This is a genomic window from Mycolicibacterium palauense (genome assembly GCF_002592005.1).
In the GTDB taxonomy this organism is placed as follows: Bacteria; Actinomycetota; Actinomycetes; order Mycobacteriales; family Mycobacteriaceae; genus Mycobacterium; species Mycobacterium palauense.
The window spans coordinates 1-19,779 of record NZ_NVQF01000071.1 but is presented as its reverse complement, the minus strand read 5'-3'; the positions used below and the strand labels follow the sequence as shown (position 1 = coordinate 19,779).

Below are 19,779 nucleotides of genomic sequence, written 5' to 3'. Positions count from 1 at the left end.
CAGCTAGGGTTCTCGCCGTGGCGATAGTCGGAGTCGGGATCGACGTGGTTTCCATCCCCGATTTCGCCGAGCAGGTCGACCAGCCCGGGACGGTGTTCGCCGAGACGTTCACCCCCGGGGAGCGCCGCGACGCCGCCGACAAGAGTTCGGTGGCGGCGCGGCACCTGGCGGCCCGCTGGGCGGCGAAGGAAGCGGTCATCAAGGCGTGGTCGGGTTCGCGCTTCGCGCAGCGGCCCGTGCTGCCCGAGGGCATCCACCGCGATATCGAGGTGGTGACCGACATGTGGGGCAGGCCCAAGGTGCGGCTCACCGGCGATATCGCCACGCACCTGGCCGAGGTGACGATCCACGTGTCGCTGACCCACGAGGGTGACACCGCCGCCGCGGTGGCCATCCTGGAGTCCTGAGCTCGCGCCCACTGCTCTCACGCCCCACTTCTCGCGCGAGCGCACTCACCCCCACTCCTCGCGCGAGCGCTCGTTCAGGTACGGAAACCGCCCCGTTTCGCGTACCTGGTTGAGCGCTCGCGGTCTCTCGGCACGGCGCCGGGGGCGCCAATCTCGGTACGGCGCCGGGGGCACCAATCTCGGTGCGGCGCCCGGGGGCGCTAACCTCGGCGGTGTGACTGATCCCGGCGAGCTGGTGGCCCGTGTCGAGGACGTGCTGCCCTCGGTGCGCCAAGACCTCGAAGACCTGGTCCGTATCCAGTCGGTGTGGGCCGATCCCGAGCGGCGCCAGGAAGTGCAGCGCAGCGCGGCGGCCGTCGCCGAACTGTTCACCGGCGTCGGCTTCGAGGACGTGCGCATCGTCAGCGAGGGCGGCGCCCCGGCGGTCATCGCCCGTCACCCCGCGCCGCCGGGCGCACCCACAGTGCTGCTCTACGCCCATCACGACGTGCAGCCCGAGGGCGATCCGGCGCAGTGGCACAGCGCGCCCTTCGAACCCACCGAACGCGACGGCCGGCTCTACGGGCGCGGCAGCGCCGACGACAAGGCCGGAATCGCCACCCATCTGGCGGCGCTGCGCGCGTTCGCCGGGGATCCGCCCGTCGGCGTGACGGTGTTCGTCGAGGGGGAGGAGGAGTCCGGTTCGCCGTCGCTGCCGAGGCTGCTGGCCGCGCATCGGGATCTGCTGCGCGCCGACGTCATCGTCATCGCCGACTCCGACAACTGGAGCACCACCACCCCGGCGCTGACCGTGTCGCTGCGCGGCCTGGCCGACTGCGTCGTCGAGGTCGCCACCTTGGACCACGGTCTGCATTCGGGGCTGTGGGGCGGGGTGGTGCCCGACGCGCTCAGCGTGCTGGTGCGGCTGCTGGCCAGCCTGCACGACGACGACGGCAACGTGGCCGTGGCCGGCCTGCACGAGGCCACCGCGGCGGAGGTGACCTATCCCGACGAGCGGGTCCGGAAGGAGTCGGGTCTGCTCGACGGCGTCGGCGAGATCGGCACCGGGTCGGTGGTGCAGCGGATGTGGGCCAAGCCGGCGATCACCGTCATCGGCATCGACACCACCCCCGTGGCCAAGGCGTCCAACACCCTGATCCCGCGGGCGCGCGCCAAGGTCAGCATGCGGGTGGCGCCCGGCGGTGACGCCGCCGCCCATCTCGACGCGTTGCGCGCCCACCTGGAAAGCCACGCCCCGTGGGGCGCTCGGGTCACCGTGACGCCGGGCGATATCGGCCAGCCCTATCAGATCGACGCCAGCGGCCCCGTCTACGAGGCGGCCCGCCGGGCGTTCCGGACGGCGTGGGGCCAGGACCCGATCGACATGGGCATGGGGGGCTCGATCCCCTTCATCGCCGAGTTCGCCACGGCGTTCCCGGACGCGACGATCCTGGTCACCGGGGTGGAGGATCCTGGGACCCAGGCGCACAGCATCAACGAGAGCCTGGATCTGGGGGTGCTGCGCAAGGCCGCGACGGCCGAGGCGCTGCTGCTGGCGGCCCTGGCCGGCTGAGGGGCTCGATCAGACCGACAGGTCGCGGCGCAGCTTGGCGACGTGACCGGTGGCCCTGACGTTGTACTGGGCCTCGGCGATCTTGCCCCCTTCGTCGACGACGAAGGTGGATCGGATCACGCCCTGCACGGTCTTGCCGTACATCTTCTTCTCCCCGAAGGCGCCCCAGGCGGTCAGCACCGTCTTCTCTGGATCCGACAGCAGCGGGAAGGTCAGGCCCTCCTTGTCGCGGAACTTGGCCAGCTTCTCCGGTTTGTCCGGGGAGATGCCGACCACGTCGAGGCCCGCGTCGTTGAGTTCGGCCAGGTTGTCGCGGAAGTCGCAGGCCTGCTTGGTGCAGCCCGGTGTGGATGCCGCCGGGTAGAAGTAGACGATGACCTTGCGGCCCTTGAAGTCCGACAATGCCACGGTGTTGCCGTTGGCGTCGGGAAGGCTGAACGCCGGGGCGTTGTCACCCACCTGGAGTCGCGCTGTCTCGGTCAACCGAATCTCCTTCCGGATCCTCAACCCGTCCACCGGAGCGACGAGGCGCGCACCGACTGCTCTAGGGTAGTAGGCCGACGACGCGCACCACATGGAGGCAACACCGTGGCGGACCGGGATCCCGACACCATCAAGCAGGACATCGACGCTGCCCGCGACCGTCTGGCGGCGACGGTGGACACCCTGGCCGAGCGCGCCAACCCGCAGCGGATCGCCGAGGACCTCAAGACCCGCGCGGTCAACTTCCTCACACAGCCCGCCGTGATCGCCGCGCTGGCCGGCGTGAGTGTGGTGACGGTGGTCGTGGTGATCCGGCGCGCCCGGCGCTGAGTGGGTAGCGCCGGGGGACCGGTCAGCGGCGACGGAACCAGCCGCGCAGCTTGAACTGGAAGCCGGGGGGATTGGCCTGCAGGCCCAGCCGGTTGCAGCTGTAGATCAGCACCGGCGAGGAAGATTGCGCAGCAACTGCGCCGTCCGGCGCCGAACCCCCGGCTACGGGTAGGTCATCAGGCTCGACCATGCCCATGGGCTTGGACCTCAATTCACTGCATGGCACCGTATCGGTACCACCTCCGACGTTGACAGCTAATCGCAGACTAGCAGCACGATGCCCTGTTTGTGCAGCGGAGTGCGCATATTTCTTCCCCAGACCGGCGGTATCGGTTACCAAAGTCCCTCACCTGGAGCGATAGGGGCTCGGTGTCGGCCGAGTGCCTGCCGGGGGCGGCCGTCGAGCCACCCGATGTGACCTGACCGATCCCGCGGGCCGATTTCCGGCAACGTCACTGAACTTGCCAGATCCGCAGTCGCGGTGCCGCGGCCCGCGGGGGCGGCGGCGTTGGCGCGATCCGTTACACACGGCCGGCCGCGGCGGGCGGCCCGCCCGTGTGTAACGGATCGAGCCGACGCGCACACCACAAGGCGGACCAACCACCCGAAAGGACTCAAACCATGCGATCCGTGACGATCAAAGCGCTCGTGGCCGCGGCGATGACCGTCGGCGCCCTCGGCTCGGCCGGCGTCGCCGGCGCGGCCCCCTCCGACTCGCAGGACCAGATGATGCAGGGCGAGGACGCGATGATGATGATGACCAGGGCCATGTACGAGTGCATGCACACCCAGGGCGTGCCGCGTGCGGTCTCCAACGACCGCGGCGTCATGTTCACCTGCGACCGGTTCTGACGCCGACCCGAGCCCGCCCGCCGCGGCGGGTCCCCCGGGCCGATGCGCCCGGGGGCACCCGCGGTTACCGTTGTGGTCGTGGTGGGGGAATCGATGCGGCGGGGCCGGCTGGTGCTCGCGGCGCTCGTGATCGTCGGCGGGGCGGGGGGATGCTCGAACGACGGGCCACCTCCGGTGGATGCCACCGCGCCGCCACCCACCTCATCGAGCCCGTCGCCGGTTCCGCACCCGCTCGTGGTACCCGACCTGGTGTGCACCTATTGGACCGACGCGGAGCCCCGCCTGCGCGAGCTGGGCTGGACGGGCGTGCTGGTCAAGGGCCCCGACGTGACGGACTCCGAATGTCTACGTCATCAGGCCGCTGTCCAGGACCCACCGCCGGGGCAGACGATCCTCTCCGACGCATCCATCACGCTGCGATTCGCCGCGTGAACCCCCGCGCCATCCCCGCGTAGACCCTTGAGCCGTGGCTCCCCGGGGCCGGCCGGCCTTGGTCAGCAAATCGGCGTGGCGGGCGTTCGGCGCTCGATATAGTCCCGATGGTGAACACCGAAGAACTGGCGCATGAGCTCGTCGCCGGCTTCTCCAGCGTTCCCGTTCCCCGGCATTCTCCCTTTTGGCAGTCCGATCATCCGGTGCTGTGGCTGGCCGCCCACGACCTGGTGAGAAACCCGGAGACCTACTACCGGGATCTGGCCGAGGCATTCGGCATGGAATTCACCAGCGAACTGCCGGTGATGATGGACGATTCGGCGTCCGTGGCGAATATCGTCGGCCCGTCGGTGCTGACCAGGCTCTCGTTCTTTCTCTATCGCGAAGGGGAGGAGGTGGTCGTCGCCTGCGCCGATCCCTTCCTGGCCGCCGAGATCGAGGCGACCTGCCGCGCGTGCGTCGGTGAGGACGCCACCCTCCGTTTCGTGATGGCCTCCCTGGCCAGCATCCGCCAGGCGATCGCCCACAGCACATACCTCACCACCCGGGCCAGGGCGGAGACCGGCCTGAGCTTCGGCGCCCCGGAGTACTCCAGCCGCGGCATCATCAGCAATGCCTTCCGGCTCAGGCTGCTGGTGATCGTCGCGGCGAACATCGGGCTGCTGATCTGGCAACCGGTGATCTGGCTCGTGGTGTTCTTCATCCTGACCAACGCGCTGTATTTCCTGCTCACACCGTTTCGCCTGGCAGTGTGCCTGCGCGCCGTGCGGTTCAACCTGCCCGCGGCGGAGTGGTCGGGGGGACTGCCGGACGCGCTGTGTCCGACCTACACCGTGCTGGTCCCCGGGTATGACGAGGCGGCGATCGCGCCGAGCCTGATCCGCGCGCTCAGGGACATCGACTATCCCGCGGACAAGCTCGACATCAAGATGATCGTCGAGGTCGCCGACCGCGCGACGATCGACGCCTATGCCCGCGAAGGCGTCGACGAATCCGATCTCGCCGACGCGACGCACACCATCTTTCATCTGGTCAAGGTGCCCAACGGAGAGCTCTCGACCAAACCCCGCGCGTGCAACTACGCGCTGGAGTTCGCGCGCGGCAGCATGACGGTGATCTACGACGCCGAGGACCGGCCCGATCCACAACAGCTGCGCAAGGCCTTTCTGGCCATCGTCGACGAGCCCCTCAATACGCTGTGTCTGCAGGCCAAGCTCAATTTCTACAACCCGAACGACAACCTGTTGACGCGGTTCTTCGCTCTCGAGTACGGGTTCTGGTACGACTTCATGCTGCCGGGCCTGCGGGCCTGGGACATTCCCATTCCGCTGGGCGGCACCAGCAACCACTTTCTGACCGAGACGCTGCGCAAGATCGGCGGTTGGGACGCCTACAACGTCACCGAGGACGCCGATCTGGGCTGGCGGTTGTCCCAGCTGGGATACCGCACCGCCATGCTCGACTCCTACACCTACGAGGAGGCCAACAGCCAGCTGTGGAATTGGATCACCCAGCGGACCCGCTGGCAGAAGGGCTTCCTGATCACCACGCTGGTGCATCTGCGCAACCCGCTCCAGGTGGCCCGACGGCTCGGGTTCTACGGCTTCGTCTCCTCCTCCGCGGTGTTCTTGACCAACTTCCTTCTGCCGCTGATCAACCCGATCCTGTGGATGCTGTTCGCGCTGTGGTACGTCCCCCCGTTGTTCGACATGGCCCCGATCGGGCTCGGGCTCTCCGACACACTGGAACTCGTCGGGCTGGTCAACCTGATCCTGGGCAACGGGGTGTTCATGATCAGCTACCTCATCTCGGCGTTCTCGCGGCGACAGTGGTCGGAGCTGCTGCTGGCGCCGCTGATGCCGTTGTACTGGTTGCTGATCAGCGTGGCCGCGTACCGCTCGCTGTACCAGGTGGTGACCAGCCCCTACCGGTGGGAGAAGACCAGGCACGGCCTCAGCGCTACAGGCACCGCTTAGCGGCGGCCAGGATGTCGTTGATCTTCGCTTCGCTCTTGACGAAGTAATCCTTGGCGCCCAGGGATAGCGCTTCGCCGACGATGTCGCGCTGGCCCAGATTCGAGGCGACGATGACCGGAATGTCGCGGGTCTGGGGGTCGGCGCGCATCTCCTTGAGGATCTCGATCCCGGACTTCTTGGGCATCAGCAGATCGAGCACGACGACGTCGGGGCGGGCTTCCTTGATCCGCGAGATGGCCGAGCCCCCGTCGGGAAAGGTGATCGCGTTCCACTCCTTGTTGGCCGACAACTTGAGCTGGTAGGCGTCCAGCAGAAACGCGTCGTCCTCGAAAATCACGATGGTTCGGGCCATGTCAGCACTCCTTGCTCGCGGGGCCGGGTGGCCGCTGGTCATCTCGCACGTCGGTGGTCATTCGGCGGGGGCCATCCCGAAGCTGACCTCGCCCTCGCGGGCGGGGCTGCCGGACAGCGGCAAGGTGAAGCTGAAGGCGGTGCCGTGATCCTCGGCGGAGTCGAACCAGATACGCCCACCGGACATTTCGACCAGCGACTTCACCAGATACAGTCCCAGGCCGTTGCCGTCGGTCTGGCGGTGCAGGATGTTCTCCCCCCGGAAGAACTTCGAGAACACCTGGGCGCGTTGCCGGATCGGAATGCCGTAGCCGTGGTCGCGCACCGTGTAGGTGAGGTGGTCACCCCGCAGCTCGATGGACACCTCGATCAATGACCCGTCGGGGGAGTACTTGGCGGCGTTGACGAGAAGATTGATGATCACCTGCCGGATCAGGACCGGGTCCACACTGACTCGCGGCAGCGGCGGGGCGGTGACCGTCACGCGGTGGCCCCTCGGTTCGAGCTCGACCCGGACCTCCTCCAACACGCTGTCGGTCAGTTCCACGAGGTCGGTCGGCACGGGCGCCACCGTGAGCCGGCCGGATTCGATGCGGGACACGTTGAGCAGGGCGGTGACCAGTTCGGCGAGCCGCGCGTTGCTCTTCGCCAGTTTCTGCACGATCTCGGACTGCTGGTCGGTCAGCGGACCGACGGTCTCGCCGTCGCCGAGGATGTCGAGCAACCAGCTCTGGGCGGTGATCGGCGTCCGCAGCTGATGGGAGGCCACGGAGACGAACTCGTCCTTGGCCCGGTCGAGTTCGCGTTCCTCGGAGATGTCCCGGAACACCTCGATGGCGCCGTGGAGCTCGTCGTTGTGGATCAGCGGTGCCACGCTCAACAACGCGGGGAACGTCGTACCGTCGCTGCGGCGGTAGTAGACGACGGCGTTGACGATCTTGTGGCGGCTCCCCAGCGCCACCGCGGCCGGCCGGTCGTGCAGCGGAATCGGTTGGTCGTGATCGTCGTAGGCGACCAGGGCCTCCGAATAGTGCTTTCCCAGCAGCTCGGACTCGTCGCGGCCGAGCATCGCCTCGGCGGCGGCGTTGATGCGTTCGATCCTGCCGTTGCGGTCGAACACGACCATCGCCTCGATGATGCCGTCCAGCAGCATCTCGTCCTTCTGCTGTTCGAGCACCGCGGCGTCGCGTTCGTTGGCGAGGTCCTCGGTGAGGGTGCCGGCGATCGAGACGGCGCGCTGGCGTGACGAGGCCAGGAAGTAGGTCGCCAACGCCAGCGCCACGCTGACCAGCAGGCCGGCGTAGAGCACCAGCTGCGGGCGTGATCTGGTCTCCTGGATCGTGGCGTAGGCCGGTGTCGCGGTGAACCGCAGGAGCCAGGAGTGGCCCCCGGTGGTGAGGACCTGTGTGGCGGTGGGTGTCGAATCCGGTGCGGCCGGCGGCGGGGTGCCGTACATCAGGTTTTCCGGGCGCAGGGCGTTCGGGTCGGCCGGATCCTGGTCGTAGACCTCGAAGTTGATGTTGAAGGTCTGATCACCCAGCGAGGCGTTGATGAAGTCCTTCATCCGGAAGGGGCTGTAGACGTAGCCCTCGATGGCCGCGACGCGCTCGGCGGTGTCGCCGGTGGGGCTGCCCCGCCGGTACACCGGTTCGTAGATCAGGAAACCTTTCTGCTTGTCGCCCTCGCCCTCCTGCAGCAGGATCACCTGGCGCGTCATGGCGGGTTGGCCGGTGTCGCGCGCCCGGGCCATGGCGTCGTGACGGACCGGCTCGGAGAACATGTCGAACCCGAACGCGCGCTGGTTCCGCGCGTCGAAGGGCAACAGGTAGATGATCGTCGTGTAGACGGCGCGGGGCGGCGCCAGCGGGAAGATGGTGAAGTCGGGAAACCCCTCTGCGCGTACGGCGTTCTCCACCGCGGTGACCTGATCCGCGGGCACCACCTGGGCGTATCCGAATCCCTGAACGCCGGGGTAGTCCTGTTCGAGATTGAGGCCGTCGACGTAGGCCTTCCAGCTGGCGCGGTCGACGTCCTCCGAGGCCGCGAACAGGCTTGAGCCGCCCTTGAGCGCCTTGATGTCGCCGTTGAGGTGCGATTCGACAAGGCGGCGCATCGTGGAGACGTCGGACTGAAAGCGGGTGGCGAGCTGAAGTTTCGCGTCCGACTGGGCGATCTGCCACATCAGTCCCGTCAGGGTGAGAAGGACGAAGAGGACGCCGAAGAACAGGCCCGCACCCCAACCCATGCGCCGCACCACCCGGTGGATGGCCCAGTGCTTCTCGGCCACCACGATCGCGACGGTGAGCAGCGTGATGCTCAGTGCGGCGGGCACGCGAACCCTGCGCAGCATGAGGAAGGGGTCGATGAGGTCCTCGCCGTAGGCGTAGACGATGATCGAACTGACCCCGATCAGGAACGCGCACAGCACGCAGATCTCGGCGGCGATCCGCAGAGCGGTGTTGGTGCCGGCCATCTTGAGCAGCAGCGCCACGGATATCAGGGTCACCCCGAAGGCCGCGAGCGAGGCGATCAGCGGGGCCGGCCCGCCGGGGAAGTCGATGGCGTCCAGTGCGGTGACCGCATCGAGGGGACCCAGCCAGACGGCCGTCGCCGAAACGGTCACCGCCACCAGGGCGGCGATGGTGAGCGGGCGGGCCCACCGCCCCGGGGGACGCAGATAGATCGCCCACACGGCCAGGGCGTTGACGGCCAGTGCGGCGGCCGCACCCACGTACTCGGGCACCAGGGGTGCCGGTGCCGAGGCGAGCGTGCCGCCCAGTGGCCAGAACGCCGCGCTGACCACCGCGATGAACAGCACGGCGCCCACGATGAGCCGGATGACCTCCGCGCTCGATTCCCGTCGCGGTGGCCCCGGGGCGCCGTCGGCACCCGCGGGCGGGGCCGCCGAGAGGGGGTTGTCCAGGCGCTTCATCTGTGCGGATTCCCCCTCGGCCAAACCCGCTCCGGTTCGGGCGCCCGGCCATGTAGCTCTGCATGGTAGTTCGGGGTTTGCCCGGCGACCGGCGATCGGCCAGATCCGGGGCACGGGCCATGCTGCGGTTTCCTGCGGGCCGTGCGCGGTCGTGCGACCGTGTAGGGGCCGACCGACCGATCGAGGAGGACGCGTCGATGCCGAACGGTGCCGGTGATCGCCACCAACGAAAGAGGTTGCTCGACGACGAGATCAGAGCCTGCAGGCGTTGCGAGGGCATGAACAAGAAGGGTGTGACGCAGGCGGCGCCGGGCTGGGGCTCGATCGACTCGCCGGTCGCGATCGTGGGGCAGAGCCTGTGCGAACAGTGCATGAAACCGCAGGAGCCGTTTTATGAGGGCAGCGGGAGCCTGCTCAATACGAGCTTCGAGCGTGCCGGCTGCCGCAAGGCCGACCTCTTCATCACCAATGCCGTGCACTGCCACCCCCGCAAGAACCGCGGGTCACACGACCACGAGATCGTGAACTGCTCGCCGTATCTGCTTCGCGAGCTCGAGATCGTTCGGCCGCGGTTGGTCATCGGGCTCGGCGAGGACGCCGAACGCGTGTTGTCGTTCATCTACCCGACCGCGCGCACGGTGCCCTGGCCCTTCAGCGCGCCCAGATATGTCCGGTCGAAGACGGTGCCGTGCCTGCATTTCGCGAAGCATCCGTCCTGGGTGAAAAGGCAACACGACGATGCCCTCGAGGCGACGTACGCGGCCAGCATGGCCGAGGCGCTGAAGTGGGCCATCGGGAAGGGGGCCCTGCGGAGTTAGCGAGTCCGATCGGCGCGCCCGCGTGCGGGGCCGGCATCGGCCCTCGAGTGTCGTCACCTGGCTGGTCGGTAGCCACGAAAGTAATGCGTGATATCCCGCGGCTTTGCGACGGATTTCGGTTTTTCCTCTCTGCATTCGGCGGTGAGCTCACCTGTCCAGTGAATTCGTCGTGGATCACAGCCCGCCGAGCGAGCGCAAATCATCGAGACGGATCGAGTCTTCTCCCGGATTCTCAGCAGATTGGTTGTCCAGGGTTTCACTTGCACGGACATGGCCGACTCTGCGGTGCAAGAAATCGAGAACGGCGGGATCTCGTCGCGAAGTCGAACGCCGTTCTGCGACACCGGCATGTCGGTGTGGTCGAGCGACACCGGCCTCGTTTCTGAGGTTCTGCGTCTGCTCACGCGCTGGCACGACGGGCTCGCAAAACCGTCGGCGCATGTGTCTCACATGCTGTTCCGCAAAGATTCATAGAACGGGCGCATGATAGATGCGGAATAGGCGCACGATTAACGTTGCGCGTGGTTGGAGATAGGCGCACCTATGAGTAACGGTCAGGAATTGCCCCCGATCCCAGCTGACTTCGCGCAGTTCACTCCCCGCACCGCCTACGCGCTTATCCGCGGGGGCTACCGCAATCTCGGCGACGTACGGGCGGCCAGTGACGCCGAACTCCTGGAGCTGCGCAACTTTGGGATTCTCAGTCTCGCCGAAGTGCGGGCTGTGGGCCGATGACCAGTGCTCGCCTCGCGAGGCGAGTCGTGGCGCCCGGCGACAGCGGGGCTTGCCTGTTGGCCGACCGAGAGCATGGGACGCCAAAAAGACGTCAGCGGGAGCTCTTGGATTGACTTCTGACGCTTCAGTCACGGCCAGCAAGCGCCCGGAACCAGAAAAACCCCGCCTGAGCAGGGTTTTTCGGGTGGTGCGCCGTCAGGGTTTCGAACCCCGGACCCGCTGATTAAGAGTCAGCTGCTCTACCAACTGAGCTAACGGCGCGTACTGCGTGTGAGACAATAACAGGCAAGGCCGCGCAGGGCGAAATTCCGCCGGTGGCAGCGGCAGCGTGCAGCGTGACGCCGAGGTCGCGCCGGGGCCGAAAATGCCCTTAGACTATTGCCAAGAAAGTCCCAGTCGGTTCGGTTGCGAGGTGGAGCAAGTTATGTGGCAGGTCCGTTCAGCGACCCGTCCGCGCGGCAATCGGCCCTGGCTGGCGGCACTGGTCATGATCCCCGCGGTGGTGCTCACCGTCAGTGCGTGCAGCGGCAACTCCGCCGCGCCGCCGGTGCAGACCATCGACGAGAAGGGCACCCCCTACGACGACCTGCTGGTGCCGAAGCTGTCCGCGTCGGTGACCGACGGCGCCGTCGGGGTGGCCGTCGACCAGCCCGTGACCGTCACCGCCGAGAACGGGGTGCTCGGCGCGGTGACGATGACCAATGAGGCCGGTGAGACCGTCGAGGGTGAGCTCAGCGACGACGGGCTGACTTGGTCGACCGCCAAGCCGCTCGGCTACAACAAGCACTACGTGCTCAACGCCCGCTCCCTGGGGCTCAGCGGCGTCACCAGCGAGCGGATGGCCTTCGAGACCCACTCGCCGGACAACCTCACGATGCCCTACGTCCTGCCCAACGAGGGGGAGACGGTCGGCATCGGCCAGCCGGTGGCCATCCGGTTCGACGAGAACATCCCCGACCGCGCGGCAGCCGAGAAGGCCATCACGATCACCACCGAACCGCCGGTCGAGGGCGCGTTCTACTGGCTGAGCAACCGCGAGGTCCGCTGGCGGCCCGAGAACTACTGGGAGCCCGGCACCAAGGTCGACGTCGCGGTCAACACCTACGGCGTCGACCTCGGCGACGGCCTGTTCGGCCAGGACAACGTCAACACCCACTTCACCATCGGCGACAAGGTCGTGGCCACCGCCGACGACAGCACCAAGACGCTGACGGTCCGGGTCAACGGCGAGGTCGTCAAGACCATGCCCATCTCGATGGGCAAGAACAGCACACCCACCAACAACGGGACCTACATCATCGGTGACCGCTACCGGGACCTGGTGATGGATTCGTCGACCTACGGCGTCGCGGTCAACTCGCCCAACGGGTATCGCACCGAGGTCGAATACGCCACCCAGATGTCCTACAGCGGCATCTACGTGCATGCCGCACCGTGGTCGGTGGGCAGCCAGGGCTACTCCAACGTCAGCCACGGGTGCCTGAACGTCAGCACCGGCAACGCGCAGTGGTTCTACAACAACACCAAGCGCGGCGACCTCGTGGAGGTCGTCAACACCGTGGGCTCCGTGCTGCCGGGCACCGACGGGCTCGGCGACTGGAACATCCCGTGGGAGCAGTGGAAGAGCGGCAACGCCGACACCTGATCGGGCCCCCCTATCCCGGCTCGCCGGGCAGCAGCGTGAGCGCCAGCCTCGGGCACCGCGACATCGCCGCCCGCGCCGCCGGCATCGTGTTCTTGGGGATCGCCGGCTCGCGCGACCCGTCACGCGCGGCGGGGTAGCCCCACTCGTCGCGGCCCAGGACCTCGGGCAACAACTCGGTGCACAGCCCGCGGCCGTCACAGCGGGTCCAATCGATGTGCAGGCGTTCGGGCATCAGCGGACCTCGGCTTCGCAGCGGCCGCCGATGTGCGCCGCCACATCGCCGGCGAAGGCGCGCAGCGCGCTGCCGACCATCCGGGCGCTGCCGTCGGGGTGGCGGCAGGCCCCGCGGCCCACGACCAGTCCGGCGATGCGCTCGATCTCGCCGACCACGTCCCAGGAGGCCGAACCGTGCGCGAGGTCCTCCCACAACCCGGCCAGCCGCGGCAGACCGTTGGCGCAGGGGCCGCACTGGCCGGCGGACTCGCGCGCCAGGTAGGCCACGATGTCGGCCGTGCGGGCCAGGCCGCACTCGGCCCCGCCGAGCCCATGGATGATGCCGGCCCCTGGCGTGGCGCCCCACCGCGACAACGAATTTCGCGACAGGTACGCATCCTGGATGTCGCGGGCGGTGAGCCAGGCCCCGTGGTAGCCGCCGACGAGCACCGCACGCAGGCCGCGCGGATCGGTACGCCCGTACCATCCGATGAGGTCGGCCAGCGGCACACCGGTCGCCACCTCGGTGACGCCGCGGGCGACGAGCGCGCCGGACAGCGTCACCAGCATGGTGCCGGGCTGGGCGGGGTCGCCGACCGAGCGGAACCAGCGCGGCCCGAACCGGGCGATGAGTCCCACCTGCGCCAACGTCTCGACGTTGTTGACCAGCGTCGGCCGGCCCCGCAGACCCGACTGCGCGACCACCGCCACCCGGTCCCGGGGCAGCGCGGGTCCGCCCTCGAGTCGCCGGATGACGGCGGTCTCCTCGCCGGCGATGAAGGCGTCCGGAGCCTCGACCACCGACACCGCGGCGGTCTCCCAGCCCGCCGCGCGCCGCTCGGCCAACGCGGACTCGATCGGCGCCAAGGCGCGTTCGGGCAGGTAGAGGTAGGCGCTCTCGGCGTCCACCGCGTTGCACAGGACGGTGAGCCCGTCGAGAACCAGGTGCGGTGCCCGGCTCAGCAGCACGGCGTCCTTGTCGCTGAGCGGTTCGCCCTCGGCGCCGTTGCCGATGACGACGGCGCCCCGCGCGCCCGCGGCCGTGGACACCTTGCGGGCGGTGGGGAAGCCCGCGCCGCCGCGACCGGTCAGACCGGCGTCGGTCAGCACCGCCGACAGCTGGGGTACACGGCCGGGCGCGGCGCCGAAACACTGTCGATGCGAGCCGAGTTCGGGCCCCGCGGCGGCCAGCAGGCGCGCGCGAGCGGGTGCCCGGGACGCCGCGTGGGTGGTGCCCCTCACGACCGGACCGCCACTCGCGTCGCCGCATACTCGGCGAAGTCGGCCCGGACCCGCCACGCCAGCGCGGTGGCGACCGTGACCGCGCACAGGCCGGCGAACAGCAGGAACCAGGGCCGCCCGGCGTCGGTGCCGTTACCCAGCGCGTGGACGAACGCCACCGGCCACAACGCGTAGGCCGCCCAGTGCACCACCCGGAATGCGCGCAGCCCGAGCCGGTGCCGCAGCAGGCTGGTGATGACCACCGCGATCGTCAGATCCACCGCCAGCGTGCCCAGGCCCTGCCACACCGGCCGGTAGTGGCCCAGAAACGGCACCACCACGTCGACGAGGCGCAGCTGCGCGTAGGGGTCGGCCAGCAGCGCCGTCACGTGCAGGCCGACCAGGACGACGGCGAACAGGGCGGCGAACCGGTGCACGTCGACGACGGCGAAACGCGGGAGCCGGCCCAGGCGGCGCCCGGAACGCGTCACCACACCCAGCGCGATCGACAGGGTGAAGAACGCCAGCGCCACCATGCCAGTCCCGCGGCCCAGGGCCCACATCGCCTCGTCCATCACGGCCTCCCCCCACCGGCGTCGCGGGGCCAGCCGCCCACGGTGTGCACCGCCCGGTCCTGGTCCACCAGTCGGGCCGGAACATTCAGTGCGGCAAGCCAGTCCAGTGCCCGCCGGCCGCGCACCACCGCGGCGGTGCTCATCGTGTTCGCCTCGGCGCAACTGGGCGCGCAGACCGACACCGTGCGCCAGACCGGGTCCGCGCAGCGTCGCGTCCGCGGGTCGAGGATGTGGTGGCGCCGCTCGCCGTCCCGGGACCAGCGGCGGTGCAGGGTGCTGGAGGTGGCCAGGCCCACCCCGGCGCCGAACGTCACCGCGCAGGCGGGCTCGTCCCCGCCGTCGCGGACGCCGACGTGCCACCCGCCGGCGGGCGGCGGGCCCGCGGTGGCGATGTCGCCGCCCAGGCTCACCAGCACGCCGCACCCACAGGTCCGGAAGGCCCGCTGCGCGGCGCGGTCGGCGGCGACGGCCTTGGCGGTGGCGCCGAGGTCGAGCAGCACCCCGGGCGGCAGGGTCACGGCGCGGTCGTGCAACCGCACCATCGTCCAGTCGGCCGGGACGGTCACCGACGCGAGCCGGTGCCCGGACTCACCCCCGGACTCACCGGCGGATTCACCGTTGTAGCCGAGGGCGATCAGCGCCGCGCCCAGGGTCGGGTCGACGTCGCCGTCGGTGCGCCGGGCCGCGGTCAGGGCCGCGCCGATCAGCTCCGCCAGCAGCTCGCTGACCTCCGTCGGCCGCCCCGCCGCGGTCACCAGCCGCGACACCTCCGAGTCCGGCCGGAACCGCGACGCCGCGAGCTCCACGGCGTCGAGCTCGGCGTCGACCTCGCGCCGCGCCGCGCCGAGCCGGCCGGGGTCGGTGACCACCAGCTGCATCGTGGTGGTCCATCGCGACCAGGTGCTCTCGGCGGTGGCGGCCGGCGCGAGGGTGGGCGGACTCATGAGCCGAAGGACCTCGCGTGGATCCGGGGTGCGTAACTCTGCGACACCGACGTCGAGGTGGGGGTCTGCGGGCGCGATATCGGCGCGTCGTCGAGCAGCGTGACCGCCGAACCCTGGTCGACCTCCAGATCCGAGCTCTGCGAGGTGCCGAGGTAGGCGAGCAGGGACGCCCCGAGCGTCCCCGCCACGCCGACGCCGACGAGCGCCCACGAGGTGGCGGCGGCGTGGCGGAAACCGGGATGTCGTCCTGTCATGCGGCCATCGTCACCGCCGATTCTTTGAGCCCTATAAGAACCGCCATGGCAAGCTCTTTGCATGCGCGGGGGAACCGAGGCGCCCAGGCTGTTGATCGTCGAGGACGACCGGCGGCTGGCCTCGATGCTGGCCGAGCTGTTCGCCGACGAGGGCTATGCCGCCGACGTCGCCCACGACGGCCAGCAGGGGCTGCACCGGGGACTGACCGGTGACTACGACGCCGCGATCGTCGACCGCGGACTTCCGGTGCTCGACGGTGCCGAACTGATCGCCGTGCTGCGGGGCCGCGGAATCTCCACGCCGGCCCTGCTTCTCACCGCGCGCGGCACCCTCGACGACCGTGTCGAGGGTCTGGACGCCGGGGCCGAGGACTATCTGGTGAAGCCCTTCGAGGTGCCCGAACTGCTGGCACGGGTCCGCGCCTTGCTGCGCCGCCACGACGGCGGGACTCTGCTGTCGGCGGGCGGGCTTCGCCTGGATCGGCTGTCGCGCACGGTATTCGACGAGGCGGAGCCGATCGGGATCGAACTGTCCCAGCGCGAGTCGGATCTGCTCGCGGTGCTGATGGCCGCACCCCGGCGGGTGTTCACCCGGGGCCAGTTGCTGCAGTCGGTGTTCGGTGGGGCCGAATCGGCCGGCGCGGTCGACACCTACGTGCACTACCTGCGGCGCAAGCTGGGAAAGGATGTGGTGCGCACCGTGCACGGCAGCGGCTACCGGTTCGGCCGCTCGTGACGGCCGGGCCCGCACGCGACAAGACCGTCGTGCACAAGGCGGGACGTACCGCCGCACTGCAGGCCTCGCTGGCGCTGGCGGCGGTGTTGGTGATCGTCGGCGCCGTCGTCTTCGGGGTGGACGTGCGTGTGCAGAACCAGCAGATCCGGTCGCAGCTCGTCTCGGTGGCCGCCTCGGCCGACGACGTCACCGATCCGCCGCCCGGCATGATCCTGGCGCTGCGCGACGTGCGGGGGCAGGAGGCGATCGGCGCCCATCCCGAGGTGATGCAGCCCCTGCTCGACGGGCCCGCCGGGTTCTTCGACGTCACGGTGGACGACATTCCCTACCGCGCGTATGTGACCGACGAGCCCGACGGGCGGGTGGTGGCCGCGCTGGATCTGGCGCCCTACCTGGCCAACCGGAGCCGGCTCCTGCTGGCTCTGGGCGTCGCCGAGCTGGCCGGGATTCTGGCGTCGATCGCGGTGGTGGTGCTGCTGACCCGGCGATCCATCCGCCCGCTGGCCGAGGCGCTGGCATTGCAGCGCCGGTTCGTCGCCGACGCCTCCCACGAGTTGCGCGCCCCGCTGACCGTGCTGGCCACCCGGGCGCAACTGCTGGCGCGCCGCGCACCGCCCGGCCAGCAGGAACAGTTCGACGCGTTGGTCGAGGACGCCCGCGCGCTCGGTGACGTGATCGAGGACCTGCTGGCCTCGGCGGCGATGAGCGCGGCCTCGACGCCACGCGCCGACGTCGACATGGGGGAGCTCAGCACCGAGGTCTGCGCGGGTTTCGCCGAACTCGCCGCGGCCGCCGGCGTCGATCTGACGACGGGCCCCCGCGAGGCGGGCGGCGAGCTGGTGGTGTCGGGATCGGCTCCCGCGCTGAAGCGGGCGCTGGGGGCGCTGGTCGACAACGCGCTGGCCCACGAACACCCCGGGGGCAGTGTCGTGGTGACCGCATCGGCGGGCGCCGACACGGTGGCCGTGGAGGTTCGCGACGACGGGGTCGGCGTCGACCCGGACGCCGTGGACCGGCTTTTCGAGCGGTTCGCACACGGCGACCACCACACCACCGGGCGGACGCGCTACGGGATCGGGCTGGCCCTGGTGCGCGAGATCGCGGTCGCCCACGGCGGTGACGTCACCGTCGGACAGACCCCGGGCGGAGGCGCGACCTTCACGCTGACGCTCCCCGCGGCGCGCCCGGCGTCCCGGCGGAGCTGGTTTCGTCGACCCGGCTGACCCGGCGCCCCGGCCGCTGCGCCACCGCACCGGCGGGCGCGGTTCTGAGTAGTTTCGTTTCCAGCGTGTGTTCTCGGCGGCCACCGGCCGCACCGGAGGAGGCGAAAGGGAAACCATGTGTACGCGCATCAAGTACGAAACCGGAACCGGCACCTGCATCGTCGGTCGCGGGATGGACTGGAACGACCCGGACGAGCAGACGGACCTGTGGGTGTTCCCGAAGGGCATGCAGCGGACCGGGGACGAGGGAGCGAGCGCCGCGACCTGGGTCTCCAAGTTCGGCTCGGTGATCGCCTCGTTCTACGACGCGGCCACCGTCGACGGCATCAACGAGGCGGGGCTGGTCGGCAATGTGCTCTACCTCGCGGAATCCGACTACGGCGACGCAGCCAAGACCGGTAAACCCACCCTGTCGATCGGGGCGTGGGCGCAGTACTTCCTGGACAACTTCGCGAGCGTCGAGGAATCGGTGGCCGCGATGCAGGACGACCCGTTCACCGTGGTGGCGCCCATCCTGCCCAACGGTCGCGCGGCGACCGGGCACCTGGCGCTGTCCGATCCCTCCGGTGATTCGGCGATCCTGGAATACCTCGACGGGAAGCTGGTCATCCACCACGGGCCCGAGCACGCGGTGCTGACCAACTCGCCGACCTATGACCAGCAGATCGCCATCAACGCCTACTGGGAGCTGATCGGTGGCGACCGGATGCTGCCCGGAACCATCAGCGCGGCCGACCGGTACGTGCGGGCGAGCTACTTCCTGAAGAGCTCACCGAAATACGTGGACCGGCGCATGGCGGTGGCGTCGGTGTTCTCCCAGATGCGGACCATCGGCGTGCCGCTGGGGCTCGATGACCCGGACCACCCCAACATCGCGGCCACCCTGTGGCGCACCGTGCACGACCACGACGCCCGGCGCCTGTACTTCGAGTCGGCGATCCGGCCCGCGACCTTCTGGGTGGACCTGGACAAGGTGAACCTCGACGCCGGGGCCGAGGTGCTGCGACTCGAAACGCTGGGCCCCAAATCCCTTGCCGGTGAGGTGTCCGCCGCGTTCGAACCCGCCGAACCGTTCGCGTTCCTGACGGCCTGAGCGCCGGACCGGATGCGCCGGCGGACGAGGGGTGAAAAAGAACACCGCCTCACCCGCGAATCCGCAGGTGAGGCGGTGTTTAACCTCGGGGTGGCTGACGGGACTCGAACACCCGTCCGCTACGCGCATCCAAGTACATCGAAATTCCGAAATATACCGTTGACCTGCGGCGCAGCCGAGTCGTCCCGACATCCAGGTACATCGAGGTACCACACCATGCAACGACGGTATTGCATGGCTCGTTGAATCGGCGGTTGCATGGCGGCCACCGCTATTGGCTGTCCGAGCGGGGGAGCGACCGCCACGACCAGCCGCTTGCGCGGGTCCATGTGAGCACCGCGTGATAGCCAGCGGTGATCCACACGTGCGTGGCGGCGAACCCGTCGGGTGGCTCGTACTGCGGCACGTAGCCACGCGGCGACAGCAACTGGTCGAACAGGTCGAAACCCGGCCCGTAGTGATGCACGCCGACGGCGAGGTGGCGTTCCGTGACTCCCGTGTGGTCGCGCAACTTGCCCAGCTTCGACGTAACACCCGTGTTGCTGAGCATCCGGTCCAAGTCGTGGTCCAGAGCCGCGTCACGCGGCCACCCTGCGGTCGGTGGCATCCACACGACCACGGTGCCGGGAGAGGCCAGGGAGCTTGGCGACAACCGCAGGCCCGATGACACGAACCACTCAACGTCTGCGCCGCATTCGCTCGCCGGTATGCGGGCCGGGTCATCGACGCCGTGGTGGTCGCACGCGGTGACGACTGCGGGCAACCGCCGCCGCAACGCATCCAGGCGTGTGCTGAGTTCGACGCGGACCGCCCACCCTCGGGCGCTGTCGACGGTGATCGTTTCGCCGTCGTCATTCAGCTTGGATTGCAGCGCAGCTGCTGTCAACGGCGGCCGAAAATTGACCCCTTTTCGTCGGTTGAAAATTGACCCCCTTGGTGTTCATTCTTCGGTTGTCGATCCCGGGACTCTCCCGAGGTCGCGGTCTTTGATGCGGTAGGAGTCGCCC

General features: G+C 69.1%; 23 protein-coding genes and 1 tRNA gene. 13 read left to right on the top strand and 11 right to left on the bottom strand.

All coding sequences use genetic code 11. The annotated features are described in order from the left end of the window. The first annotated feature begins 17 nt into the window (after nucleotides 1-17). Nucleotides 18-407, top strand: a complete 390-nt coding sequence (acpS, locus tag CSR00_RS22675; RefSeq protein ID WP_099024674.1) for a holo-ACP synthase AcpS — start codon at nucleotides 18-20, stop codon at nucleotides 405-407. 214 nt (nucleotides 408-621) lie between these two features. Continuing rightward, on the top strand, nucleotides 622-1,959 hold the full coding sequence (locus tag CSR00_RS22670) for a dipeptidase (RefSeq protein ID WP_176562201.1): 1,338 nt from the start codon (nucleotides 622-624) through the stop codon (nucleotides 1,957-1,959). Nucleotides 1,960-1,968: 9 nt separating this feature from the next. Here CSR00_RS22670 and bcp read toward each other — a convergent pair whose 3' ends face one another. Beyond that, complete coding sequence (gene bcp, locus CSR00_RS22665; RefSeq protein ID WP_099024679.1) at nucleotides 1,969-2,442, bottom strand: thioredoxin-dependent thiol peroxidase; 474 nt, start codon at nucleotides 2,440-2,442, stop codon at nucleotides 1,969-1,971. Nucleotides 2,443-2,547: 105 nt separating this feature from the next. Between bcp and CSR00_RS22660 the strand changes: the two genes are divergently transcribed. Further along, complete coding sequence (locus CSR00_RS22660; protein WP_099024673.1) at nucleotides 2,548-2,772, top strand: DUF3618 domain-containing protein; 225 nt, start codon at nucleotides 2,548-2,550, stop codon at nucleotides 2,770-2,772. A 22-nt stretch (nucleotides 2,773-2,794) separates the two neighbouring features. Here the strand turns inward: CSR00_RS22660 and CSR00_RS30765 are convergent, their stop codons facing one another. Further along, a complete protein-coding gene (locus CSR00_RS30765) occupies nucleotides 2,795-2,968 on the bottom strand; it encodes a hypothetical protein (protein WP_176562200.1) in 174 nt (57 codons plus the stop codon). A gap of 434 nt (nucleotides 2,969-3,402) precedes the next feature. On the opposite strand from CSR00_RS30765, the gene CSR00_RS22655 reads away from it, so the two are divergent. From CSR00_RS22655 to CSR00_RS22645, 3 genes are all read left to right on the top strand, one after another. Next, nucleotides 3,403-3,624: a hypothetical protein gene (locus CSR00_RS22655; RefSeq protein WP_141564441.1), complete on the top strand. Its 222-nt coding sequence runs from the start codon at nucleotides 3,403-3,405 to the stop codon at nucleotides 3,622-3,624. Nucleotides 3,625-3,702: 78 nt separating this feature from the next. Continuing rightward, nucleotides 3,703-4,056, top strand: coding sequence for a PASTA domain-containing protein (locus CSR00_RS22650; RefSeq protein ID WP_141564440.1), 354 nt, complete (start codon nucleotides 3,703-3,705; stop codon nucleotides 4,054-4,056). A 110-nt stretch (nucleotides 4,057-4,166) separates the two neighbouring features. Beyond that, the gene (locus CSR00_RS22645) at nucleotides 4,167-6,032 is read left to right on the top strand and encodes a glycosyltransferase family 2 protein (RefSeq protein ID WP_176562199.1); all 1,866 of its coding nucleotides are present in this window, start codon (nucleotides 4,167-4,169) and stop codon (nucleotides 6,030-6,032) included. Here CSR00_RS22645 and CSR00_RS22640 read toward each other — a convergent pair. Further along, a complete protein-coding gene (locus CSR00_RS22640) occupies nucleotides 6,016-6,384 on the bottom strand; it encodes a response regulator (RefSeq protein WP_176562198.1) in 369 nt (122 codons plus the stop codon). The genes CSR00_RS22645 and CSR00_RS22640 overlap by 17 nt on opposite strands. A 57-nt stretch (nucleotides 6,385-6,441) precedes the next feature. Then, nucleotides 6,442-9,315 (bottom strand): CHASE domain-containing protein, encoded by a 2,874-nt coding sequence (locus CSR00_RS22635; protein WP_099024668.1) that lies wholly within the window; start codon nucleotides 9,313-9,315, stop codon nucleotides 6,442-6,444. A gap of 236 nt (nucleotides 9,316-9,551) precedes the next feature. Between CSR00_RS22635 and CSR00_RS22630 the strand changes: the two genes are divergently transcribed. The 3 genes from CSR00_RS22630 (at nucleotide 9,552) to CSR00_RS22625 (ending at nucleotide 10,868) form a co-directional block, all read left to right on the top strand. Continuing rightward, on the top strand, nucleotides 9,552-10,133 hold the full coding sequence (locus tag CSR00_RS22630) for a uracil-DNA glycosylase family protein (protein ID WP_328514755.1): 582 nt from the start codon (nucleotides 9,552-9,554) through the stop codon (nucleotides 10,131-10,133). A 270-nt stretch (nucleotides 10,134-10,403) separates the two neighbouring features. Continuing rightward, nucleotides 10,404-10,607, top strand: a complete 204-nt coding sequence (locus tag CSR00_RS30305; protein WP_141564439.1) for a hypothetical protein — start codon at nucleotides 10,404-10,406, stop codon at nucleotides 10,605-10,607. A 69-nt stretch (nucleotides 10,608-10,676) separates the two neighbouring features. After that, nucleotides 10,677-10,868 carry a DNA-directed RNA polymerase subunit alpha C-terminal domain-containing protein gene (locus CSR00_RS22625; RefSeq protein ID WP_099024667.1) on the top strand — a complete coding sequence of 64 codons (192 nt, stop codon included), beginning with the start codon at nucleotides 10,677-10,679 and terminating at the stop codon, nucleotides 10,866-10,868. Between the two features lie 185 nt (nucleotides 10,869-11,053). Here the strand turns inward: CSR00_RS22625 and CSR00_RS22620 are convergent. After that, a tRNA-Lys gene (locus tag CSR00_RS22620) sits at nucleotides 11,054-11,129 on the bottom strand. Between the two features lie 163 nt (nucleotides 11,130-11,292). Between CSR00_RS22620 and CSR00_RS22615 the strand changes: the two genes are divergently transcribed. Then, nucleotides 11,293-12,513 carry a L,D-transpeptidase gene (locus tag CSR00_RS22615; RefSeq protein ID WP_099024666.1) on the top strand — a complete coding sequence of 407 codons (1,221 nt, stop codon included), beginning with the start codon at nucleotides 11,293-11,295 and terminating at the stop codon, nucleotides 12,511-12,513. Nucleotides 12,514-12,523: 10 nt separating this feature from the next. Here CSR00_RS22615 and CSR00_RS22610 read toward each other — a convergent pair whose 3' ends face one another. From CSR00_RS22610 to CSR00_RS22590, 5 genes are read right to left on the bottom strand one after another with little or no spacing between them, the layout of a single operon-like run. Next, nucleotides 12,524-12,745 (bottom strand): ferredoxin, encoded by a 222-nt coding sequence (locus tag CSR00_RS22610; RefSeq protein ID WP_099024665.1) that lies wholly within the window; start codon nucleotides 12,743-12,745, stop codon nucleotides 12,524-12,526. Continuing rightward, nucleotides 12,745-13,968 (bottom strand): NADH-ubiquinone oxidoreductase-F iron-sulfur binding region domain-containing protein, encoded by a 1,224-nt coding sequence (locus CSR00_RS22605; RefSeq protein WP_099024664.1) that lies wholly within the window; start codon nucleotides 13,966-13,968, stop codon nucleotides 12,745-12,747. The genes CSR00_RS22610 and CSR00_RS22605 overlap by 1 nt, the downstream gene beginning before the upstream one ends. Then, a complete protein-coding gene (locus tag CSR00_RS22600) occupies nucleotides 13,965-14,522 on the bottom strand; it encodes a ferric reductase-like transmembrane domain-containing protein (RefSeq protein ID WP_099024663.1) in 558 nt (185 codons plus the stop codon). Before CSR00_RS22600 ends, CSR00_RS22605 begins: the two co-directional genes overlap by 4 nt. Beyond that, nucleotides 14,522-15,466: an FAD:protein FMN transferase gene (locus CSR00_RS22595; RefSeq protein WP_099024662.1), complete on the bottom strand. Its 945-nt coding sequence runs from the start codon at nucleotides 15,464-15,466 to the stop codon at nucleotides 14,522-14,524. The genes CSR00_RS22600 and CSR00_RS22595 overlap by 1 nt, the downstream gene beginning before the upstream one ends. Then, complete coding sequence (locus CSR00_RS22590) at nucleotides 15,463-15,720, bottom strand: hypothetical protein (RefSeq protein WP_099024661.1); 258 nt, start codon at nucleotides 15,718-15,720, stop codon at nucleotides 15,463-15,465. The genes CSR00_RS22595 and CSR00_RS22590 overlap by 4 nt, the downstream gene beginning before the upstream one ends. Nucleotides 15,721-15,781: 61 nt before the next feature. Here CSR00_RS22590 and CSR00_RS22585 point away from each other — a divergent pair, with 61 nt between their 5' ends. From CSR00_RS22585 to CSR00_RS22575, 3 genes are all read left to right on the top strand, one after another. Continuing rightward, nucleotides 15,782-16,456 (top strand): response regulator transcription factor, encoded by a 675-nt coding sequence (locus CSR00_RS22585; RefSeq protein WP_099024660.1) that lies wholly within the window; start codon nucleotides 15,782-15,784, stop codon nucleotides 16,454-16,456. Continuing rightward, a complete protein-coding gene (locus CSR00_RS22580) occupies nucleotides 16,453-17,679 on the top strand; it encodes a sensor histidine kinase (RefSeq protein ID WP_245906416.1) in 1,227 nt (408 codons plus the stop codon). The genes CSR00_RS22585 and CSR00_RS22580 overlap by 4 nt, the downstream gene beginning before the upstream one ends. 115 nt (nucleotides 17,680-17,794) lie before the next feature. Then, on the top strand, nucleotides 17,795-18,772 hold the full coding sequence (locus CSR00_RS22575; RefSeq protein WP_099024659.1) for a bile salt hydrolase: 978 nt from the start codon (nucleotides 17,795-17,797) through the stop codon (nucleotides 18,770-18,772). A gap of 271 nt (nucleotides 18,773-19,043) precedes the next feature. Here the strand turns inward: CSR00_RS22575 and CSR00_RS22570 are convergent, their stop codons facing one another. Then, nucleotides 19,044-19,658, bottom strand: a complete 615-nt coding sequence (locus CSR00_RS22570) for a hypothetical protein (RefSeq protein ID WP_099024658.1) — start codon at nucleotides 19,656-19,658, stop codon at nucleotides 19,044-19,046. Nucleotides 19,659-19,779 lie beyond the last annotated feature (121 nt).

Excerpts from the sequence above, each read along its gene's own strand:
- CSR00_RS30765 (WP_176562200.1), bottom strand. The coding sequence starts at position 2,968 with ATGGGCATGGTCGAGCCTGATGACCTACCCGTAGCCGGGGGTTCGGCG.
- CSR00_RS22640 (WP_176562198.1), bottom strand. The coding sequence starts at position 6,384 with ATGGCCCGAACCATCGTGATTTTCGAGGACGACGCGTTTCTGCTGGAC.
- CSR00_RS22635 (WP_099024668.1), bottom strand. The coding sequence starts at position 9,315 with ATGAAGCGCCTGGACAACCCCCTCTCGGCGGCCCCGCCCGCGGGTGCC.
- CSR00_RS30305 (WP_141564439.1), top strand. The coding sequence starts at position 10,404 with ATGGCCGACTCTGCGGTGCAAGAAATCGAGAACGGCGGGATCTCGTCG.
- CSR00_RS22625 (WP_099024667.1), top strand. The coding sequence starts at position 10,677 with ATGAGTAACGGTCAGGAATTGCCCCCGATCCCAGCTGACTTCGCGCAG.
- CSR00_RS22615 (WP_099024666.1), top strand. The coding sequence starts at position 11,293 with ATGTGGCAGGTCCGTTCAGCGACCCGTCCGCGCGGCAATCGGCCCTGG.
- CSR00_RS22610 (WP_099024665.1), bottom strand. The coding sequence starts at position 12,745 with ATGCCCGAACGCCTGCACATCGATTGGACCCGCTGTGACGGCCGCGGG.
- CSR00_RS22600 (WP_099024663.1), bottom strand. The coding sequence starts at position 14,522 with ATGGACGAGGCGATGTGGGCCCTGGGCCGCGGGACTGGCATGGTGGCG.
- CSR00_RS22595 (WP_099024662.1), bottom strand. The coding sequence starts at position 15,466 with ATGAGTCCGCCCACCCTCGCGCCGGCCGCCACCGCCGAGAGCACCTGG.
- CSR00_RS22590 (WP_099024661.1), bottom strand. The coding sequence starts at position 15,720 with ATGACAGGACGACATCCCGGTTTCCGCCACGCCGCCGCCACCTCGTGG.
- CSR00_RS22585 (WP_099024660.1), top strand. The coding sequence starts at position 15,782 with ATGCGCGGGGGAACCGAGGCGCCCAGGCTGTTGATCGTCGAGGACGAC.
- CSR00_RS22575 (WP_099024659.1), top strand. The coding sequence starts at position 17,795 with ATGTGTACGCGCATCAAGTACGAAACCGGAACCGGCACCTGCATCGTC.